This window comes from Paenibacillus sp. OT2-17, assembly GCF_009827695.1.
GTDB lineage: Bacteria > Bacillota > Bacilli > Paenibacillales > Paenibacillaceae > Paenibacillus > Paenibacillus polymyxa_B.
Map to the genome: position 1 here is coordinate 13,426 of NZ_WUDQ01000021.1, position 17,914 is coordinate 31,339.

Sequence of the window (17,914 nt, forward strand, 5' to 3'; positions counted from 1 at the left end):
GCTACTTTACCTCCGCTTTGTACTGGCTCCCGATACGGTCGGCCGCAGCGATTGCCGCTGCAACCTGCTCCACTGTGACCGGAAACGGCATGGAATGAATCGATTCCTCCAGAATGCAGGCCTTTGCAGCTACTTCCATGAGTTCTTCCTGGCTGATATGATCGACGCCAATATCGGCCAAGCAGACCGGTAAACCGACGGCTAAACAGAAATCAAGTACCTGAAGTAATTCTTCCGTCGGTGCGTTTTCGAGCACCAGCTGTGCGATCGTACCGAATGCAACTTTCTCTCCATGATAATAATGATGCGTGCCTTCCAAAATCGTGAGTCCATCATGAATCGCATGGGCCGCCGCAAGTCCGCCGCTCTCGAAGCCGAGGCCTGAGAGTAAAATATTAGTTTCAATGATATTTTCGAGTGCTTGCGTAACTTGGTTTTCATCACATGCCGCTTTTGCTTTGGTACCGTCTTTCAACAGCATTTCATAACATAGCGTTGCAAGTGCAATCGCCGCATTTGTACCTACTGTTGGCGCACACTGTCCTTCGCGTACTCCGTTAGGCAGTCCGGCATTGACCATGGAGTAAGAACGGGAGGTCGCACGGGCTTCAAAGTAAGTCGACAGTGCATCACCCATGCCTGATACGAGGAATCGGGTTGGCGCATTGGCAATTACGGTGGTGTCGACTAATACGACACTCGGACTTTGCTTAAAATAGGCGTAATCGTCGAAAGCGCCTTCCGGGGTGTAAAGAACGGCCGAGTGACTTGTCGGTGCATCCGTCGCAGCAATCGTCGGACAGATGATAAGCGCTTCCCCTTGGGCCACGCATTTCGCCGCGTCGATCGCTTTCCCACCGCCGAGACCTACGATACAATCGCATCCATTCGCAGTAGCAATTTCCTGAAGTCTAGACACTTCCTGTCTGGAACACTCACCCATAAAATCGCTTTCAATAAAGGTTACGTTATATTTACCCAAAGTGGAATCAAGCTTATCTTTTACCCGCGCCACATCGTCAGGATGCGCAATCAGTAAAGCGGATTTGCCGAAAGTGCTCACATAGTAACCCAAATTCAACAATTCGTTTTCACCTTGTACATATTTGCTTGGGCTGATAAAAGCTTTTCTCATCTATAATTCCTCCTTATGATTGTGTTGGCTTCGTTCTGATTAAAACTATAACCGAACCATGTAAACTTTACATTGGAGGAATCAAGGAATATATTATAATCTACAATCGTATTTTTTTGCACTGAAGATCACAAATTGTACTTTTTTGTTATCGCTTACAGGATAATTTACCATTAAGGGATGAGAATCTTGATACGTGAACATTTGAGCATCCAGAAAATCTTTGATTTGAAAAAGTGGGAGCAGTTGCAGGATTCATTAGCATCCGTTACCAAATTAGCCATTCTCACCGTCGATTATAAAGGGAATCCCGTAACTAGCCACAGCCAATGCCAATCGTTCTGCAAGAAGGTTCGCCAGGATGAGAGTCTCCTTCCCTACTGCCAAAAATGTGACTCTCGCGGCGGTCTTGAAGCGGTGCGTTCCAACAAACCTTATATTTATCTCTGTCATTATGACATCGTCGACATCGCGGTACCGATCATTATTGACGATAAGTACATCGGCGCCGTCATGGCAGGTCAGGTCCGCTTAGCCGATCCTTCGAGCGCCTTACAGCTGGAGCAAATCCTCACGTCAAAAAATGAAAAACTGTACAGTTCCAAATGGGAGGAACTTAAGAACGACTACGCCGATCTGCCATCCATGACCTATCAGGAAATTCAGACGATCTCCAACATGTTATCCTTATTGTGTAATTATATTGTTGAAGAAGCCATGAACAAAAATCTTCTCGCAGAAATGTTCGAGAAGGCGTCGGCCACACAGTCCACTCTGCAGTTGTCCGAGATCCTTCCTGGCTACTCGTTGGAGCATATCGAAAACCTTAAGAAAGAAATGAATAATTTCTTAGCAGATGCCTATCTGAATTCCTCAGGAGATGTGGATATTCCGTGCGGAAATCCCGTACTAAAACCCGCCTTTGAATATATTTTTCAGCACAAGGGTGAAACTTTTTCTCTCAAAGCCATGGCTGACTTGTGCCACATTAGCCCAAGCTATTTTAGTCGGCTGTTTGCCAAGGAAACGGGGGAGAACTTTTCCAGCTATCTTTCCCGCCTGAAGATTAAATGGGCGAAGCAATTGCTTGAAGCTACAGATATTCCTGTATCTCAGATCAGTAGCGAGCTCGGCTTCAATGAGCCAGGGTATTTCATTAAAATATTCAAAAAGTATGAAGGCACAACGCCCGCGGTGTACCGAAAGTATTACAAGGGATAAAATAAACGAAAAACAGATGATTCACGGGTCTAAGGTCACCATGATCATCTGTTCATGTAAATTAGTTCTGCTCAGCTACTTATGTCCTGGTGTGCTTCTCAAGCTGCAAGAGATGGTGATTTGCGCTCAATCACCATACCCTTTTTATCAGCAATTTTATGTTGGATTGTTTCTTTATCTTTACTGTAGTGTTTCTGACTGATCCTGAACGTTCGTTTCATTGTGCACGGATTCCGATTTTTTCTTGCGAAATAATTTGGCGAAAAACTTGCCTATTACACCAAACATACCTGCACAAGCAGCACCAATAAGTATGATAACCTTAATTCCTGCGCCCTTAAAAAAAGCAATGAGTAATGCCAACAAGCCTACCTTTTTAGCTACTGCCAAGCCTGCTCCTCCCAAAATCAATCCGGTCAGGCCGTATTCGGAAAATTTGTCCGTTGAAGCATTAAAATCCTCGTACCGCTCACCTGATTTGACTGTCAGCTTGGGTAATATGTTCTCATTCAAAAACTTCTTATCTGCGTCCAAATGCGCAGGATCGGACACTAATATGGCAGAGATATAACCCTGACGAGTGAGCAAGCGAACATTATAATTGATCAGCTTTTCCTTGTTCCCATCCTCCGCCAGCATAGACCAGGTTAAATTATGGGTCGCTTCATTATAAAAAGGCTCCACATCCCAACCCGTAACATACAGGCGATCACTTTCCGCTTTTTCCTTGTTACTCTCTTCCGTACCCTCTTTATAATTATCTAGAATGGCTTCCGCATCGATGTCTTCTTTTTCATAGTAATCCCCATAAGTTTCCTCTGTAATTGTATGAAATGAGTCTTTAGCTCCATTAAGTCGATTAAAGCTATACTTTATCCCTCCAAATTCCCTTAAAAAGTTAGCCGCACAAGGGAAAAGTCGGTAAATTTAACCATATGTTTATTGTAAATCGTTAATGAAATCTAAAAAGGTCTGCTGTCCAGCTACTTGAGATTGAGCACAATTACTTCTACTATCGCCATTTCTTCTCCATGTAGTTGCTCTCCACTTTTATTTTGGGCATACAGAAAAAAAGCTTATTCCTTCATTGATTCATAACGGAATAAGCTTTAAAAGTTTATTAAAACTGAAGTTATTTGTTGCTTAGTTGACTTTGTTAAACACTTAGCTTTATTCCTCACTAATTACCTTTAGCTCTTTACTCTCACATAAATTATTCATAGCTTCATATATATTATTGCCAAATTTCCAAATATAATAATCGTCCATGATACCGTATACTTTCCCAGTCTTAGACATAAACATAGTTGCATTATCGTCATATGCCAATCCGATCACAACTAGCTCTTCTCCAATTATCGTTTCATACCTGCTATAGTGTTTCCTTTCAATTCCTTCCCTTAAAAATTCAGGACCTATCTGAAAGTCATCTGATTCGTCACTAGGCACTGAATACTCTAGTCCTCTGAAATGTTCAAATGCCTCTTTAGCAGGATTAAATACTTCAAATCCTTTTTTTTCTAAAAAGTTTATTGTTGAGCTGATCTCTACTTTTCTTTCGGGATACCAACCAGCATCCTTTAAAATATCAATAGTTCTTTGTGAAAAAGTCATATGTTAACCTCACTCAGTTTATTGTTTTTAGGCAAAGTAAGCAATAAATCTTCCTTCGTCTGGGTAATCACCATCCCACCCACATGGAAAACCACCAGCCTTATAGATTCTAAAAACTTGTTCATAAAAATTTTCAATCTCACCATTTATTGCACGATTTATTGCGCAGTTTCTCAAATCAACTACAACACTTTCAAAAAAATCACTATAAGAGTCCGTTATTTGACTGCTAAGACCATCAGCTAGCAATCCAGTTAATTCATTTAAACCACTAGGTTTTTGGGAAGAATCTAATTTATATAACTTTCCCTTAACTTTTCCCATTTTAAGTTGTCTTATATCAGACCAAGTATATTCATCTTCACCGAAAACTTCAGTAATAGCTAGCCTTTTTGCCTCTTCATATTGATTAATTGTAACAATATTTTGAGGTCTCTCTGTTTTTGGAAAATCTATCATAGAATTTGAGAACTGAATAACCTCTTCAACTAAATTACTGTGTATTCCGTACTTCATAACTTATCAAACCACCTTTCCCACAAATCTATTATTGCGCCGCCTCTGTTCCAAACATGCTCACGACTTAGAAACAAAGATAAAGTTAATTTCGGATTGTATTAGAGGGTAAGGGTGCTAACCTAAAACTTATCCTTTTACCTGTATCGGTTGACCGGTCGTCACCAAATGGTTTTCTCACACAATAATCCCTGCTACGCGTAGTTAAACTGCGATTAAAGTAACTTTCTTTGTCTACCTTCTTTACTATAGTTGTTGTACTATCCTTGTTAAAAGATGCAATTTATGTCCGCCGTCAGTGCATCAATCACTGAATCGAATACTTGATACCCCATTGCTTCTAAAAACTTTGCTGTTGCGGTTAATATTTGATTTCCATCCTGCTTGTATCAGTATTTCTCTCCGCATCATATGATAAGTTATCCATAAGCATCCTCCTATTTATTCAAAAATACTATTCATGAAAGTCATTAATAAAATCGAAAAGTGCCTTTTTACATTTTTTACATGGCGGTCGTATTTCTCTTCACCTTTAAAGGTACTTATAAGTATATTTTCTATTTTTTATCCTGGCTATAAAAGCTGATTGACCGCCTGGATCTCCTGCACGAGCCGCCCCACTTTTGAAGTAAACTTAGTCAAGTCCGTTAGCACTACACATAGATACTTGTTATTAAACTGCGGCGGATATTGAACCATTGAAGCAAGTGACAGATTCGTTTATGAAACTCATTGAAAAAGTTCCAATAGATATCTGTAAAGTCAATGATAATGCGGTCAATGGATACAGTGATTTTTTTCATGTGCGCCCTTACCGATTTTTTTCATGAATTTCGGGCTTAATTAGAGGGTAGGTGGGTAGCCTTTAAACGTTACCCTGCCTGTTGTATGTCAACTGGTCGTCACCAGATTATCCTTACAAAATAAAAATCTTAACTACTTCAAATTTCGTTGCGTGCTTCCTTGTAGACATTATTCAGAAACAGCCTAACAATATAGTAGTTGGACTATCCTGCAATTTAGGTGCAACGTCTCTAACACTATATCCATCAGGACAGCGTACTCTACAGTTGGGAAGAATGCCAAAAAATCAGGGAGAAAACAAAAATAACAAAAAACAGGTCAATCATGGTGGGTTCTGACCATAATCAACCTGTTCGAAGCAACAGAACAGTATTATTAAGAATATAAAATTAAAGCATTGATGTGCGTATAAAAATAATGGGAAAATATTTTTACGGATATTACATAGGTTATATGTGTGTTTGGCTGAAAGAGGGGTTCATTCGGCACTGGGTAGCCCCATGTCGCGAAATTCTCCCTATAGTTTGTCATAGTCAGGTTAGTTCTACAGAGCTATTAATCTTGACTATTTAAATAATTCTCTACAAACAGTTTATTCTTTTCATTCTCAGGAAGTAAACCTAAATATCGATACTCAAAAATCATTTGTCTTTGAGTTGAGGTTAGTGTCGAAGCTATTATATCTTCATAATCATAATGAATCTTCAACTTACCAGGAAACTTCAAAGTTAAGGTTAAATTTGTCCACGCGTCTTGATCGTTGTCTATAAATATTTGTCTTAATTCTTTAAATTTTGTTTGCAATTCTAATAGTAATTTGTCGTAAATTTTTTCATTCACACTATATTTTTCAGGAATATCATGGGAGTATATAAAAGCCTCATTCTCAGAAGTATTGAAATAAAAATATACCTCTCTAGATCCATCCAGTATTTCGGCATATAAGTAAATCTCGTTCCAGTTGTCGTCAGGTATCATACTTAAAACATGCTCTGCTATTAAGGGGTAAAGCTGATCCATCTGTTGCTCCATGATTCTATCAACCTCCAATTTGATTCTCTATTGTGATTTTCTTTGTCCTACCGCTATCAATCGAATACTCTACTATAAAGCTATCAGGTCTAGCAGAATTACCAGTGTATTGGGGGTTTATTTTTACTTTGACGCTTTCTTTTCTTTCTAACGCTGATGCCCATTCTTGTTCCATCTGATGCCATTTTCCACCAGCTTCGTTAATTTGGGAATTCATTGGAAGTAAGTTATCAATATCCCCAGAACCTTTAAATTGACTACCAATTAAATGACCACCATCATCTCTATCTGGATAATCACCTCGAATTCTGTCTGTTTCTCCCACATTACTTTGAGCGTATTGATTTCTTGTTCCTTTGCCGAGTTGTAAATCAGCCTCGACACTTTCAATACGACCAAATTCATTTGTTTCATAATTATATCCTTCTGGTGTTGTGTACTTTGCATTCGGTTTTAATATTTTTTTGTTACCGACTTTTTCAATTTGTTTTCCATAAGGGATTACAGTCTTACTAACTTCACCAGTCCCATCAACCTTTTTCGCCGAGTTCTCTTCCATTTCCTTCATGACCTTGTTGTAATTCTTCTGCACATCCGTCTGTGGAAGTGGCCCGCTGTCCATCTTATTAACATGCGGAACTGGCGCTCCGTTGGCTGTGGCCAACTTACCGGGGTTGAGGCCGTCTGCCATTTTACTTAGTTGCTCATTGAACTTCTGACCCAGTTTACTGCCGGACTGCTCCAGCTTGGTTAGAGCTTTGCCAAAGCCTGCCCCGACTGCATCTACACCTTTGCTAATCCATTGCGGTGTAACCTTGCTGCCTACCTTTTCCGCGAATCCGCCGATGGCCTTGCCTACTTTGGAATCCAGTACGCCTACGGTGACAAAACCTAGTCCTGCGTCTTTTGCTACTGAGCCCCAGTTGATCTTTTCACCGCTTAGCACCTGACTCGCCAGATTTTCCGCGGCATTTGTCACACCGCCGATCGCTGCTTTTCTCAGCAACGTTCCTCCTACACCGAGTGGACCAAAGATCGCTCCAGACACTGCCCCGATCCCCGCTTCTTTTAAGCCGGTCAGGGCATAGTCACTAAAGTCGCTCACTTCCCCTCGGGCGATATCCGATGCCGCCAAACTCGCTACGCCCAAGCCGCCTGCAAGCAGTGCTCCTCCGGCTACCGCCGCAATGACCACCGTACCCGCTCCAAGCGTCGCTACCGTAACGGCCGCCACCACGGCTACGGCTGCCACAACCGCCAAACCGCCCAAAATATTCATCCCCAGCTTGCCCCAGTTAAACGGTTCAGGGGGTGGCGGCGGTGGAGGTGGCTGCCCTTCCTTCGGCTCATCGTCGAACGGCGGGTACGCGGTTCGGTCGCTACCGTCCGCCCATACATTTCCTCCCAACACGTGGTATTCGTTCTCTACCGAAAGCCCCGTGCTTCCTCCCGTCTGGTACGCCATGACCTGACTTGTTCCGTCAATAATGATTTTCTTCGGCGTATTCAGAATAATTTCCTGCTCTGCTTCTAGCGTTAGCTTTTTGGGACTAGTTATTTCAATCCCAGTAGCATCGTCCAGACTCATCTGCAATGTCCCACCCGGATCACCCATGATATGGATGCGACCCGGTGCCATTTTCAGCTCACTTCCATGCTCCGTACCGAAATATCGATCATTGGGATTACTCGTTTTCGCACAACCGTCTCCATTTGTACGAACCGCACCCAAAATCATTGCTCTGGAACCAGACGCATCTGGAAAATACAGGCTTGCCTGTGTTCCCACCTTCGGCATACTGTACATCGCACTTCCCGTTGGGGGAGCGAATGGATACCAATGCGGCTCGGATACCCCATCATCCTTATCAATCGTCAGCTGCAGCTTCACTTCCTCTCCCCGTACCGCGAGGACCTCTCCTTCCAGAGAAATTCCGATTGTTTTGGGATTGGGGATGAAATCACTGCGAATGCCCTCCGCGCGGGCCAACACATAACTGAATAGCAAATGCCCCTTTTCCATGCGGCTTCGCAATTCAGTTACAATCATTGTTTTCTGGCGAAATTGCACCTCGTCTCCAAGAGCATACCGTTCTCCGCTTTCGATCTCGTATTTGAAAAAGTCGGTATCATGTAGCCCGGCTGACGTTCCGCCTGCCCACTGATAGCCCTTTAAATCTTTACTTGCCGTATAAGGCGTATCCTTCCGAATCGTTCGTTGGGTGCCAGCAGGCATGCCGAAATACAGCTTCGGCGCTGCGGACTCCCATATGTCGCTGACCACCACTGTATGTAAACGGCTCGCCATCCGTTTCATAAGCTCCCAATCGGTTTCATCATATTGTAAAATGGCTTCGCCTACCGACTGCTCTCCGGTCTGGAACAAGACATCACTTTGCTCATAGCCTTGAGCAAGCTTATGCACTAACTGTCTATATGTTTGTTTTTCCTCAGGAAAAGACCGCTTTCTTTTGACAATATCCAGCTCAAATGAGCCACTGATTCCTTCCAGTGTAAGTGTATATACTCCATTATGGTTCTCAACTTCCACTGTATGGACGACACCCTTAAACAAGCTGATTTCTTCTTGTCCATTCTGCGCATACACATGTAGCTGATCCTCTGAGGTCGCATCTAGCGCAGCCGTGGCATGACTCGACTCCTTACAAATGCCTGTGAGTGTAATACGCCCATGCTCACTCGGCTTCCACTCGATCTGAACATCCTTTAAGACCTGAATGGGGTAGGGGGAATCTATTCGAATCTGATCATATCCTATCATGTTTTCAAACCTCCCTTCCAGCTACTCCTCCTGCTGGCCATTCGTATGAAATTCGATAAATCCATGATATAAACAAGTCTGAAATGAAGAGGTCGTCAAGGCTGGCTGGCCTTCCACCTTTGTCTGTTCTTTTGTGTTTTTCCACTTATCCGTCAGCATCGGCAGGCATGGCTTTCCAGAAATAGTGGAGCCATCTTCGGCGATCAGATATATAGTCTCGGCACTCGGCTGTTCCGGACTGTTACAAATTCCAAAATGAGGGACATTTTCAGGAGAATAATCTCCTTCATTCATCATGGGTTTACCATTAACAAAAGCCCCGTGGCTGTTCGGCAAATTGATCTTTCGAGGATGGGTCCCGCAAGTGCAACGCATACAGGCCCCCCGTACGACATAATACTCATTGTCTGACATGTGCCCTTTCCCTCCCTATTTCACCTCGACTTGCTCCAAAGCGATCCCTGTGTAATCACGCCGCAATATACTTTCCGCCACGTCTAAACGGACGATGATCATCGGGATAGCACTCTCCTGGATTGTAAATATCTTGTGGCTCCGAATAGCATCTGCTTGTAATACCAGCTTTCGAAACACACTTTGATCCAAATTCCATTCACTTTCCGGATGTACAGCTGTGAGCCGCTCCACAAAAGGAATATAGTAATTCTTCTGTATCCTCTGTTCGATCTGAGTAAGTATCGTTAATTTCATAGGCATCTCCGGCACATAGGCCTGGACAAGACGCTTTAAAGCATCTGAAATAAGAGGAATGGGACCTTCTAGATAATCAATAAAAATACTTTCTGCATCTGCCTTCACGTGAAACATCAATGGCTTGACAATATCCTCCGGCTGCAAATCATACAGCTTCCACGGATCAATCGTTTCCATCACCTTTTGTAGCGTAGGAACATTGGTATACCGCACATCCTGCTTTAAGAGGAAATAATCCATGAAGATTCCCCCTCTCGTGTCTCGGCTCCCTCACTATGCGTAAAACGGCACAATATTTCGCTATCATCTCGATACTCTCCGGCAAATATCGTGCATATGTCAGCTTTCGGCAACCTTTCTAGTGAAGGGGAAGCAACGAAGGCGGGCATCTGACTTTTCAGAAACTCAACGGTGAGCAGATGGTATTTAACCGCTTCAATTTGTTGAATTTGCTCAATATCCATCGTCGTAATCTTACGGGCATAATCGGACTTGAGCTTTTCCAGCTTAGCCATGCGATTGAACAGAGGCTCGAAAACAAAGTTTGCCGACCATTCCACAGCGCATTCAGCCTCATCCAGAAACCAATTCTCATCATAGGCATCTATACGATAAACCGCTCTATTTTTCATAACACGGGTTCTGAGCAAGGAGATATAAATATATCGAATATCCCCCTTGCGACCTTGCTCGTGCTGAAGGGTAGCGAGCTGGCATAGCGACTCTAAAGCTGCTAAAAGCTCCTCTTCAATGGCTTGCTGCCGTGCCAGAAAGTTGTTTTCAATAAGTGCCAAATCATGTAGCCATTCCGTAAATACGTGCTTTTCCAGCAAATCCTCCAACGCAGCATCCCGATCCATGAGCTTCATTCAATGTTCACCTTCCCCCCGGTTAATCTCACATCGTCCATGATGTCGAGTTTGGCTCCGGATTGAATAAAACTTACGCCTTCTTTCCCCTCCATAATAATTTTCGCTCCCCCTGTAATTTGGATATCTTCCTGAGCAGACAGGGTTATTTTTTTGTTACTATTAATTTCAATCCCGCCTTCATCCGTGAGACGCATGAGCATTTGCCCACTGTTGATAATTTCTACTGCACCAGGCTTGAAAACGACTTGTTTGCCGTACTTGGTGCTGATACTTTTGACCGCAGGATCACTCCTTTTAACCGGATCAGAGGAGGCAAGATCTACAGAACTGGCGGCAAAAGCATGCTGCTCCCGTTCATCCGGAAAGTACAGACGAATTTGATCCCCTGCTTCTGGCATAACATACCAGCCGCTGCCATCAGGAGAAGAATAAACCGTAGAATAGGGAAACCACATAGCCCCGGATGCAGTCGAGTCTTGATCAATTTCCAGCTTGATTTTCACTTTTTCTTTGGAAATATCAATCACCTTGCCAAACAGAGAGGCTCCTGACAGATCATAGGCATAGACGATTGGGGTTTTTAACCCATGTTCATCCCGTAAAATGTAACGATTAACGATCAGATTTCCTTCTGTGGTCGTTTCCGCCTTAGCTATATAAAGAGTTCTTTTATGAAAAATGACGGAACTACCGAGTTCTAGCACTTTGTTGCTGGTCACTTCATAGCTCAAGCTGTTAGACTCGCCATATTCTGGCAGTCCGTTACGGGACATGAGCTTGTGCTCCTTCAAGTCTTTTTTTATGGAATAGTTATGTTCGTTCAGCGGTTGAGGGGCACTAGAATGGGGAACACCAATCACATATTTCAGTCCTTGTTGCATCGTAATTGGAATTAAAGCAGCATGTAGCCGAGAAGCAATTCTTTTGACAAAAGCCCAGTCCGTTTCATTGTATTGCACTAATAATTCACCGATAGCTGCGCCATGAGAAGCCTCATCGATCACTTCTGCATCAGTATATGAACTTGTAACATGCGAAAACAGTTTGTTATACGAATCTCCTGTTTTTTGGAATGAACGACGTTTAGGGCGAATGTCCATCATTAAGGTTTCACTGCTAGCCTCAATCGTAAGCTCGCGTACTCCGTTTACAGCTTTTACAGCAATATTCGTAACGATTCCCTGAAAAAACCGGATCTCCTTGCCTTCACTTTTTAAGAAGACTTCGATGCGCTCATCTTCATCTGCTTTTTCTACGTATTGATCCAGCTTGTCCTCCGAAACAATTCCACGTATGCAGAAGCTTACATGTTCGTTTAACTGTTTAATGAGATGGATACTTAATACACGCTGAAACTGATAAGGGGCCACCTGAACATCTGCTGTGGTGTAAATGGGGTTACTCATTCATATCCCTCCTTTTCTGCCTCGTCAACCGTTTGAATGGTACGAATCATCTGCAGGGCGACATCCCGCCATTCAGCATACTGCTTATACGGACAACAAAATGTTCCCATGACCGTCTTTCCTTCCAGTTCAAAGTAGAACATATTGTGGTAGATGGGCTGGTCCAGCGCAGGACTTTTAAAGTCAAAATAGCCAATCTGCTTACCATGTACCTCTTCTATTTTTTCTTCATAAAATACATGGGCAGGATTCATATTTTTCATCATGGCCTTCATGCCAGAAGTGAGCTGCTTCACCCATTCTTCTTGTAACGTCTGGTCCACCCGATTCAGGGTAACATCCACACTGCCCAAATCATTCGTCAAAATCATTTCTGGACGTTGCTCATGAGGATATTTAATCTTTTGCAAATGCTTGGGCATTGGAGTAAAGATAGAGGGGACATGCATTTTCAGCCGATCCTCAAAAAAAGATCGCTCTTCAAACACATAGGATTGACCGTTAATGATTATGGGTCCTGCTAAAATATTGTTAGGCCTCTTCAGCTTCTCCATCTCACGGAGCTGATCCAAAATCTTTTCATCCTCATATTTCATAATGCACACTCCTCTACCTGATTTTCTAATCCACAATCATCCGTCCGGCTCCGCCGCCCTGCCAACGGCCTGCTGTTCGTTTTCCACGTCCGGCGCCTTCTAGAATAAGAACTAACTGTCTATGCAACTGAGCATGAGAATAATCTCTGTATTCCGCACCATTTCGGTTTGCGATGTAATGCTGAATGGACTCCCTGTCTACGGCTTCTGAGTTTAGGCACATGAGCGCAAACATACAATCCATCGGATCTGTGGCACCACTTTTAAGCAGCTCGGATGCGAAGTATCGCATCGTCTCTGGGCGCAATGTACTTTGATACAAACCCGCAAAAGGAGCATGGATATCACTCCATGTATTGAATTCGGTAGCCATGTCAGCAAAATCCTGATAATCCGAGCGAAGTACAGCTCCCTCTTTAAGCTTGAATCTCCCCAGCTCTATCTCATCCAGACCGATCTCTGCCTCATCCTCCAGCACGATATCTGCATGATGAGCGGTGAAATCCGGGCGATCTGTTTGTTCCAAAAAGAGCATTTTCAACACCGACAGTCGCCCGGTGGCTGTATACGGTACTTCCTGCTCCTGCTCCAGCAGATACAGTCTGCCCTTATGCTTCACAATGCCTCTGCCTACGGTCAGCGTGTGTTCTCCGACGGTCACATTCATTCCGGTAATGATGCCATCCGAATAATCCTGATACCGGATATCGAGAAAGCTGCGGGGGTAGTCCCGCAGGTTCTCTAGCATCTCGGTTTTGAGAATACGGCCTTTCTCGAACTTCGGCACGATATGGGTTAACATGTGGTTTCCTCCTCTCTTCGCTCTGCGACGTCATTACTGCTCTTCTTTATTCAAGGGAACGGACAACCGATTTACGCCGGGCGCAGGAGCCGGAACAGTCACCTCTGGAATCTGTGAGTTAAGCTTTATATACTCCGAGTAATTGAGCCATTTTTTGTTTACCACATAGGAACAAGCGATTTTGTCATGCAGCGCCTGCTTCTTCGCTGTGAAGGCCACCATGATGTAACCGACAAATATAGTGACCAAGCTAATGATCTTACCCCAGTAGCGGGCGTTGGCCCGTCCGAAAGATATTTTTTCATTATTTTCACCCACAACGACAATCCCCGCAGCCAGCTTGCCGACCGTTCCTCTGCATTTTGATGATTCCATGATGGTGTGGTAAAGCCAATCCAATAAAAGAGGGCCAAAAATAATAATAGCTCCCAAAATTCTCACCGACACATCGTCTAAGTGTGAAACAAACTCCAAAAAATTCGGCATTTTTACGAACGCAGAGACAAACCCTATCGTCACAAACGGCAACGTATCAATTAAACGAATAGTCACAAATAAAATAGTATAATCTAGCAAATGGGCTAAAAATCTTTTCCAAAAACCAGCGTACATCCTACTGCTCCTCCTGTTTAAAGCCTGCTGTTCATAATAATCTTAGAATCTATTTATCCACCTTTACATCCCGGCTCCCCGTTGAGCCTGCTCACGAAGGATATAGTCCAGCTCGCGTTTGTCCACAACATAGGTACGGGCGATTAGATCGTGGAGGGCCTGTTTTCTCGCCGTAAAGGCTGCCATGATAAAGCCGACGAACAAAATGATGACCGATATAAGCTTACTCCAGTAGCGGGCACTTGCACGTCCAAAGCTGAGCTTGTGATTAAACTCATCTACCACAACGATGCCGAGAGCCAGCTTGCCTACCGTGGCTTTGCATTTGGATGATTCCATAAGCGCATAATATAGCCATATAGCCCCACAATTCAGCAAAGTCTGTCCTAATAATCGCATTGTAACAATAGCAGACGGCCCGTCTGTCAGCAAAGAGCTTTCTGCCGGGGACGGTATCCAATCCCCTAAGGCCCGAATCACAAGCCAGATCAATCCAATTATTAAAAATACAAACCATAGAATAAGACTATCGATGATATAAGCTAAGGTGCGTTTCCAAAAACCCGCATACAGCATACTGTCCCCTCCAAATGTGTTTACTTTTCTTATTCAATTATTTCGTGCCGTCAAAGAAATCCAGCTCGGAGAGATCATTTTCGAAGGCAAAAAAGCGTTTGGGACCCAGATGCAACAATTCATCTCGACGGGTAATCGGGACTACATAAAAGCCCCAGCGGCTATCCCCGACAAAAACAAAATATTTCGTTTCCTCATTGCGGATGGAGTCCGTATCATCTTGCGGGATATCCCGCCCATACAACACGGCAATTTCCTCATACGGCATGGGTTCAAAAGCTTCTGGCCGACTACGATACACATGCCGCTGACGCAGCTTGCCACCGTCGGCCGTCAGGAAGAACTCCACCTCAGCCGCATGAGACGGCCGGGAAATAGAACCGCGTACCCGGTTGCTCTCCAAACTCGCAATCAGCTCCTTCTCGCGTCCCGTATGTGTCCATGCGCTGACCGTATACGGAATAGCCGGAATATGATTGGTAATGACAGGCTCAATCGTGCCCATTTTTTTAGCGTTCAGGTAACGGATAGCCCCGCGCAGACAGGCCATTTTCAACTCAGGTACCCGGCTGAGGTCCTCTGCCTTTTGACGAAACTCAATACTGCGCCCTGGTACAAATTCCTTGAGTGCTTCGCGAAATACGTCAATCCGGCAGGACTGCCCGGTCAACTTAATAATCGAATAATCCTGCAAGCGCCCCTCCAGATAAAACTCATCCAGAAACTTGCGCACAATATTGTAGATATCTGCCTTAAGAAGCTGCTGTATTTCCCGAATATTAAACACTACATCAGGCAAACCATATTCATCACGAAACCGTCCGTTCTCGATGACTGAAACCAGCCAACGGTCCATCACTGCAATGTTCAGGTCGCTTTCAGCAGATAATACCTGCTCAGATTCGAAGCGGCTGCGCAAGATCCCCGTACGTAGAAAAAATTCCTTTTTCATATTTTCTGCCGCGCTCCACAACAGATGAAAATTACTCAGTACCCGCTGATATTCATCCCGTGTAGCATGCTCATACTGTTTGAACGCGGTAGGCAAGATGGCCTCTGCCTCACGGTAGCGTTCCTCCAGTCCCGCATATACAGCATCTACACCAAACTCATCCACATGACGGTACAAATCTCCCGAAGGAATGCCGATCAGTGCATCAATATCGGTGTCAGGCAAACGAGTCTCGGCAGCATAATAACCTGCAAATACAATTTTCATAAACTGCATAATCCGATACGTCAGATTGTTGCCGCCAAAATTGGTATCCCCATTTTCATACGTTGTGTGAATATCCAGTTTGTAAGCAATACGTCCGTCCTCAATTCGGAATCGGCAGGAAGACAAATCTGTCGTGCCTCCACCACAATCAATGACAAGTGCCTGGTACTCCTCACCGTCCGCAAAAGTCCCTCGTTCCATCTGGTCTGCCAGCGTGTTGTACAGCACCGCCAGCCCTTCGTCCAACGCATCCTCCGCTTCAATCCGGTAATCAGGCAAAATATCGCTAAACATCTCTATAAATTGGGGCTGCAGCTTGACCGGAGCAGAAAAGTGCAGATTGCGGAACCGACACTTAAATTGCTGCTCGGCTGTAGCAATCACATAACGGATAAAAGCAGCTAAAATTTCGCTGCGGGAAGCAGTTGCTGTATTCCCCTCGGAATCCATTAATTCCTCGATTCGCTTGTAGTCGTTGACCCACCGCTTGATTCCCCGTAATACTGTCGCACGGCTGCCTGCCACGTCAGATCCACGTAATGCATCCTCCCCAAATACATAAAGGATATGTTCCGGATTGGAGCAGTCTGCGACGCGAATAGCAGTCGGCAATACTTCGATCCAGTCGCCTTCTGCCCCTTCTGGGCCGGGGAATGACACATAATTGATGGCGTTCAGCCTTACTGTGCTGCTCATACCTGTATCAGGGGCCGTAACGTAGGAACTATCCAAATAAGCACCTGCTGTGGTGTTAGAGGTGCCAAAATCAATCGCAAGTACCGCATCTGTAGTTTCCGTGCCTCGAATGATCAGCTCTGCCACCGGAACCCGGTGACCTTGAAGCTTCAGCGGCAGCATCGGCTTATCTCCATAGTAGAGGTTATAAAAATATTCTGATTCCTGTCTTCGCAGAAATAGCAGGCTATAACTATGATTGGACGTCTCTCGCAGTTCAGCGTCGCGATGACGAGAAAGATAATATACGCCTGTTCGTCCCTCATCCTTCACCAAATTCAAAACACCGCACAGTTCTCCTGTCGTATTCACCAGCAGCACATTAGATGAGCTCAGCCAGGGCAAATCGGATTCGATCCGGTAGTTGTCCATGCGACCTGTGCGTACACCCTGATACAGCGTGATTTTAGCGGGAACCCGGATACCGCTGCTCTCCTGCCGACGGTCGTTCCAGTTTCGCTGTAGAGCCGATTCCATGCGTTCAAAACCGCCAGGGTTCGGCCTCGTGATGAGTAAATGCTCTTCCGCGCTCCGAAAACGCAAAATCACGCGAATCAATTCTTCACGTGCCAGGCGATTGGCAAAGCCCTCGACCAGTCGTTCCTTATCGCATATTCCGCGTAACTGAAAGGTCGTCATTTGTTCCAATTCCGCCCGCGTGTATTTCGCCGTGAAGCGTATGCTTTTTCGATCGGTGAGCGGGTCTAGCAACCTGTATGTATAGGGTCCGTTCATCGTTCACATGTCCTTTCTTAGCCATTTAGCCTTAATAGAGGGCGATAGCGTCTATTTTCATCGTAGGATCTTCCTCTAAAATGCCGAAATGACTTGTCCAATACAATTCCGTCGTAAAACGTGCCGGAAGAAACAAATCCAGAATCAAATCCACTTTAATCCGTGACAATGGTGTCTCCTCTTGGCCGATATAGATGAGCAGTTCGTCTTTTTCCTCACAATTGGTGTAAATGATTGAGCGATGAAAGACGCGCCGCATCGTTTCTTTTAGAAGATGTACGGCTTCTCCCGTCTCATACAGGCGCAGCAATCCTTCAGCAATCGCGTCCTGATCCTCACGGTTTAATTGCCCAAAGCCTTCCTTTACCTTCGGGCCAAAAATGCCCTCTGCAATATCACACCGAACAAACCGGATATGGTACTCCCGCCGATTCATCCCTTGATACAAGTCCATTTCCGCCAGAAAATGCATCATAATATCAAATAGCGATTCTCTCAGCTCCAGATACTCTTCAGCATCCGGTGGAAACAGATCCCGAAAAA

The 17,914-nt window shown here is 44.4% G+C and carries 16 protein-coding genes and 1 pseudogene; 1 reads left to right on the forward strand and 16 read right to left on the reverse strand.

Annotated elements, in window-relative coordinates; translation table 11 throughout:
- Position 1: 1 nt before the first annotated feature.
- Positions 2-1,135 carry a glycerol dehydrogenase gene (locus GRP75_RS06970; RefSeq protein WP_160788937.1) on the reverse strand — a complete coding sequence of 378 codons (1,134 nt, stop codon included), beginning with the start codon at positions 1,133-1,135 and terminating at the stop codon, positions 2-4.
- A gap of 189 nt (positions 1,136-1,324) precedes the next feature.
- On the opposite strand from GRP75_RS06970, the gene GRP75_RS06975 reads away from it, so the two are divergent.
- Positions 1,325-2,356, forward strand: coding sequence for a PocR ligand-binding domain-containing protein (locus GRP75_RS06975; protein WP_160788938.1), 1,032 nt, complete (start codon positions 1,325-1,327; stop codon positions 2,354-2,356).
- Positions 2,357-2,536: 180 nt separating this feature from the next.
- Here the strand turns inward: GRP75_RS06975 and GRP75_RS06980 are convergent.
- From GRP75_RS06980 to GRP75_RS07050, 15 genes and pseudogenes are all read right to left on the reverse strand, one after another.
- A pseudogene (locus GRP75_RS06980) lies at positions 2,537-3,151 on the reverse strand (DUF2167 domain-containing protein); the annotation flags it as partial.
- A gap of 375 nt (positions 3,152-3,526) precedes the next feature.
- On the reverse strand, positions 3,527-3,970 hold the full coding sequence (locus GRP75_RS06985; protein WP_053325931.1) for an SUKH-3 domain-containing protein: 444 nt from the start codon (positions 3,968-3,970) through the stop codon (positions 3,527-3,529).
- Between the two features lie 27 nt (positions 3,971-3,997).
- On the reverse strand, positions 3,998-4,486 hold the full coding sequence (locus GRP75_RS06990; protein ID WP_160788939.1) for a hypothetical protein: 489 nt from the start codon (positions 4,484-4,486) through the stop codon (positions 3,998-4,000).
- 1,359 nt (positions 4,487-5,845) lie between these two features.
- Positions 5,846-6,322 (reverse strand): antitoxin YezG family protein, encoded by a 477-nt coding sequence (locus GRP75_RS06995; protein WP_053325932.1) that lies wholly within the window; start codon positions 6,320-6,322, stop codon positions 5,846-5,848.
- Between the two features lie 7 nt (positions 6,323-6,329).
- Positions 6,330-9,104: a DNA/RNA non-specific endonuclease gene (locus GRP75_RS07000; protein ID WP_160788940.1), complete on the reverse strand. Its 2,775-nt coding sequence runs from the start codon at positions 9,102-9,104 to the stop codon at positions 6,330-6,332.
- Between the two features lie 21 nt (positions 9,105-9,125).
- The gene (locus GRP75_RS07005) at positions 9,126-9,518 is read right to left on the reverse strand and encodes a DUF4280 domain-containing protein (protein WP_023989844.1); all 393 of its coding nucleotides are present in this window, start codon (positions 9,516-9,518) and stop codon (positions 9,126-9,128) included.
- 15 nt (positions 9,519-9,533) lie between these two features.
- Complete coding sequence (locus tag GRP75_RS07010) at positions 9,534-10,058, reverse strand: hypothetical protein (protein WP_028542476.1); 525 nt, start codon at positions 10,056-10,058, stop codon at positions 9,534-9,536.
- The gene (locus tag GRP75_RS07015; protein WP_068942042.1) at positions 10,040-10,687 is read right to left on the reverse strand and encodes a hypothetical protein; all 648 of its coding nucleotides are present in this window, start codon (positions 10,685-10,687) and stop codon (positions 10,040-10,042) included. The genes GRP75_RS07010 and GRP75_RS07015 overlap by 19 nt, the downstream gene beginning before the upstream one ends.
- Positions 10,684-12,096: a phage tail protein gene (locus tag GRP75_RS07020; RefSeq protein ID WP_069080323.1), complete on the reverse strand. Its 1,413-nt coding sequence runs from the start codon at positions 12,094-12,096 to the stop codon at positions 10,684-10,686. The genes GRP75_RS07015 and GRP75_RS07020 overlap by 4 nt, the downstream gene beginning before the upstream one ends.
- The gene (locus GRP75_RS07025; RefSeq protein WP_069080324.1) at positions 12,093-12,692 is read right to left on the reverse strand and encodes a hypothetical protein; all 600 of its coding nucleotides are present in this window, start codon (positions 12,690-12,692) and stop codon (positions 12,093-12,095) included. The genes GRP75_RS07020 and GRP75_RS07025 overlap by 4 nt, the downstream gene beginning before the upstream one ends.
- A gap of 25 nt (positions 12,693-12,717) precedes the next feature.
- Positions 12,718-13,494: a DNA and RNA helicase gene (locus tag GRP75_RS07030; RefSeq protein WP_069080325.1), complete on the reverse strand. Its 777-nt coding sequence runs from the start codon at positions 13,492-13,494 to the stop codon at positions 12,718-12,720.
- 33 nt (positions 13,495-13,527) lie between these two features.
- Complete coding sequence (locus GRP75_RS07035) at positions 13,528-14,106, reverse strand: RDD family protein (RefSeq protein ID WP_069080326.1); 579 nt, start codon at positions 14,104-14,106, stop codon at positions 13,528-13,530.
- Between the two features lie 63 nt (positions 14,107-14,169).
- The gene (locus GRP75_RS07040) at positions 14,170-14,682 is read right to left on the reverse strand and encodes an RDD family protein (RefSeq protein WP_160788941.1); all 513 of its coding nucleotides are present in this window, start codon (positions 14,680-14,682) and stop codon (positions 14,170-14,172) included.
- 37 nt (positions 14,683-14,719) lie between these two features.
- Positions 14,720-17,371, reverse strand: a complete 2,652-nt coding sequence (locus tag GRP75_RS07045) for an Hsp70 family protein (protein ID WP_069080328.1) — start codon at positions 17,369-17,371, stop codon at positions 14,720-14,722.
- A 31-nt stretch (positions 17,372-17,402) separates the two neighbouring features.
- Positions 17,403-17,914, reverse strand: a 512-nt coding sequence (locus GRP75_RS07050; protein WP_160788942.1) for an iron-dependent peroxidase, incomplete at its 5' end; no start/stop codon positions are given.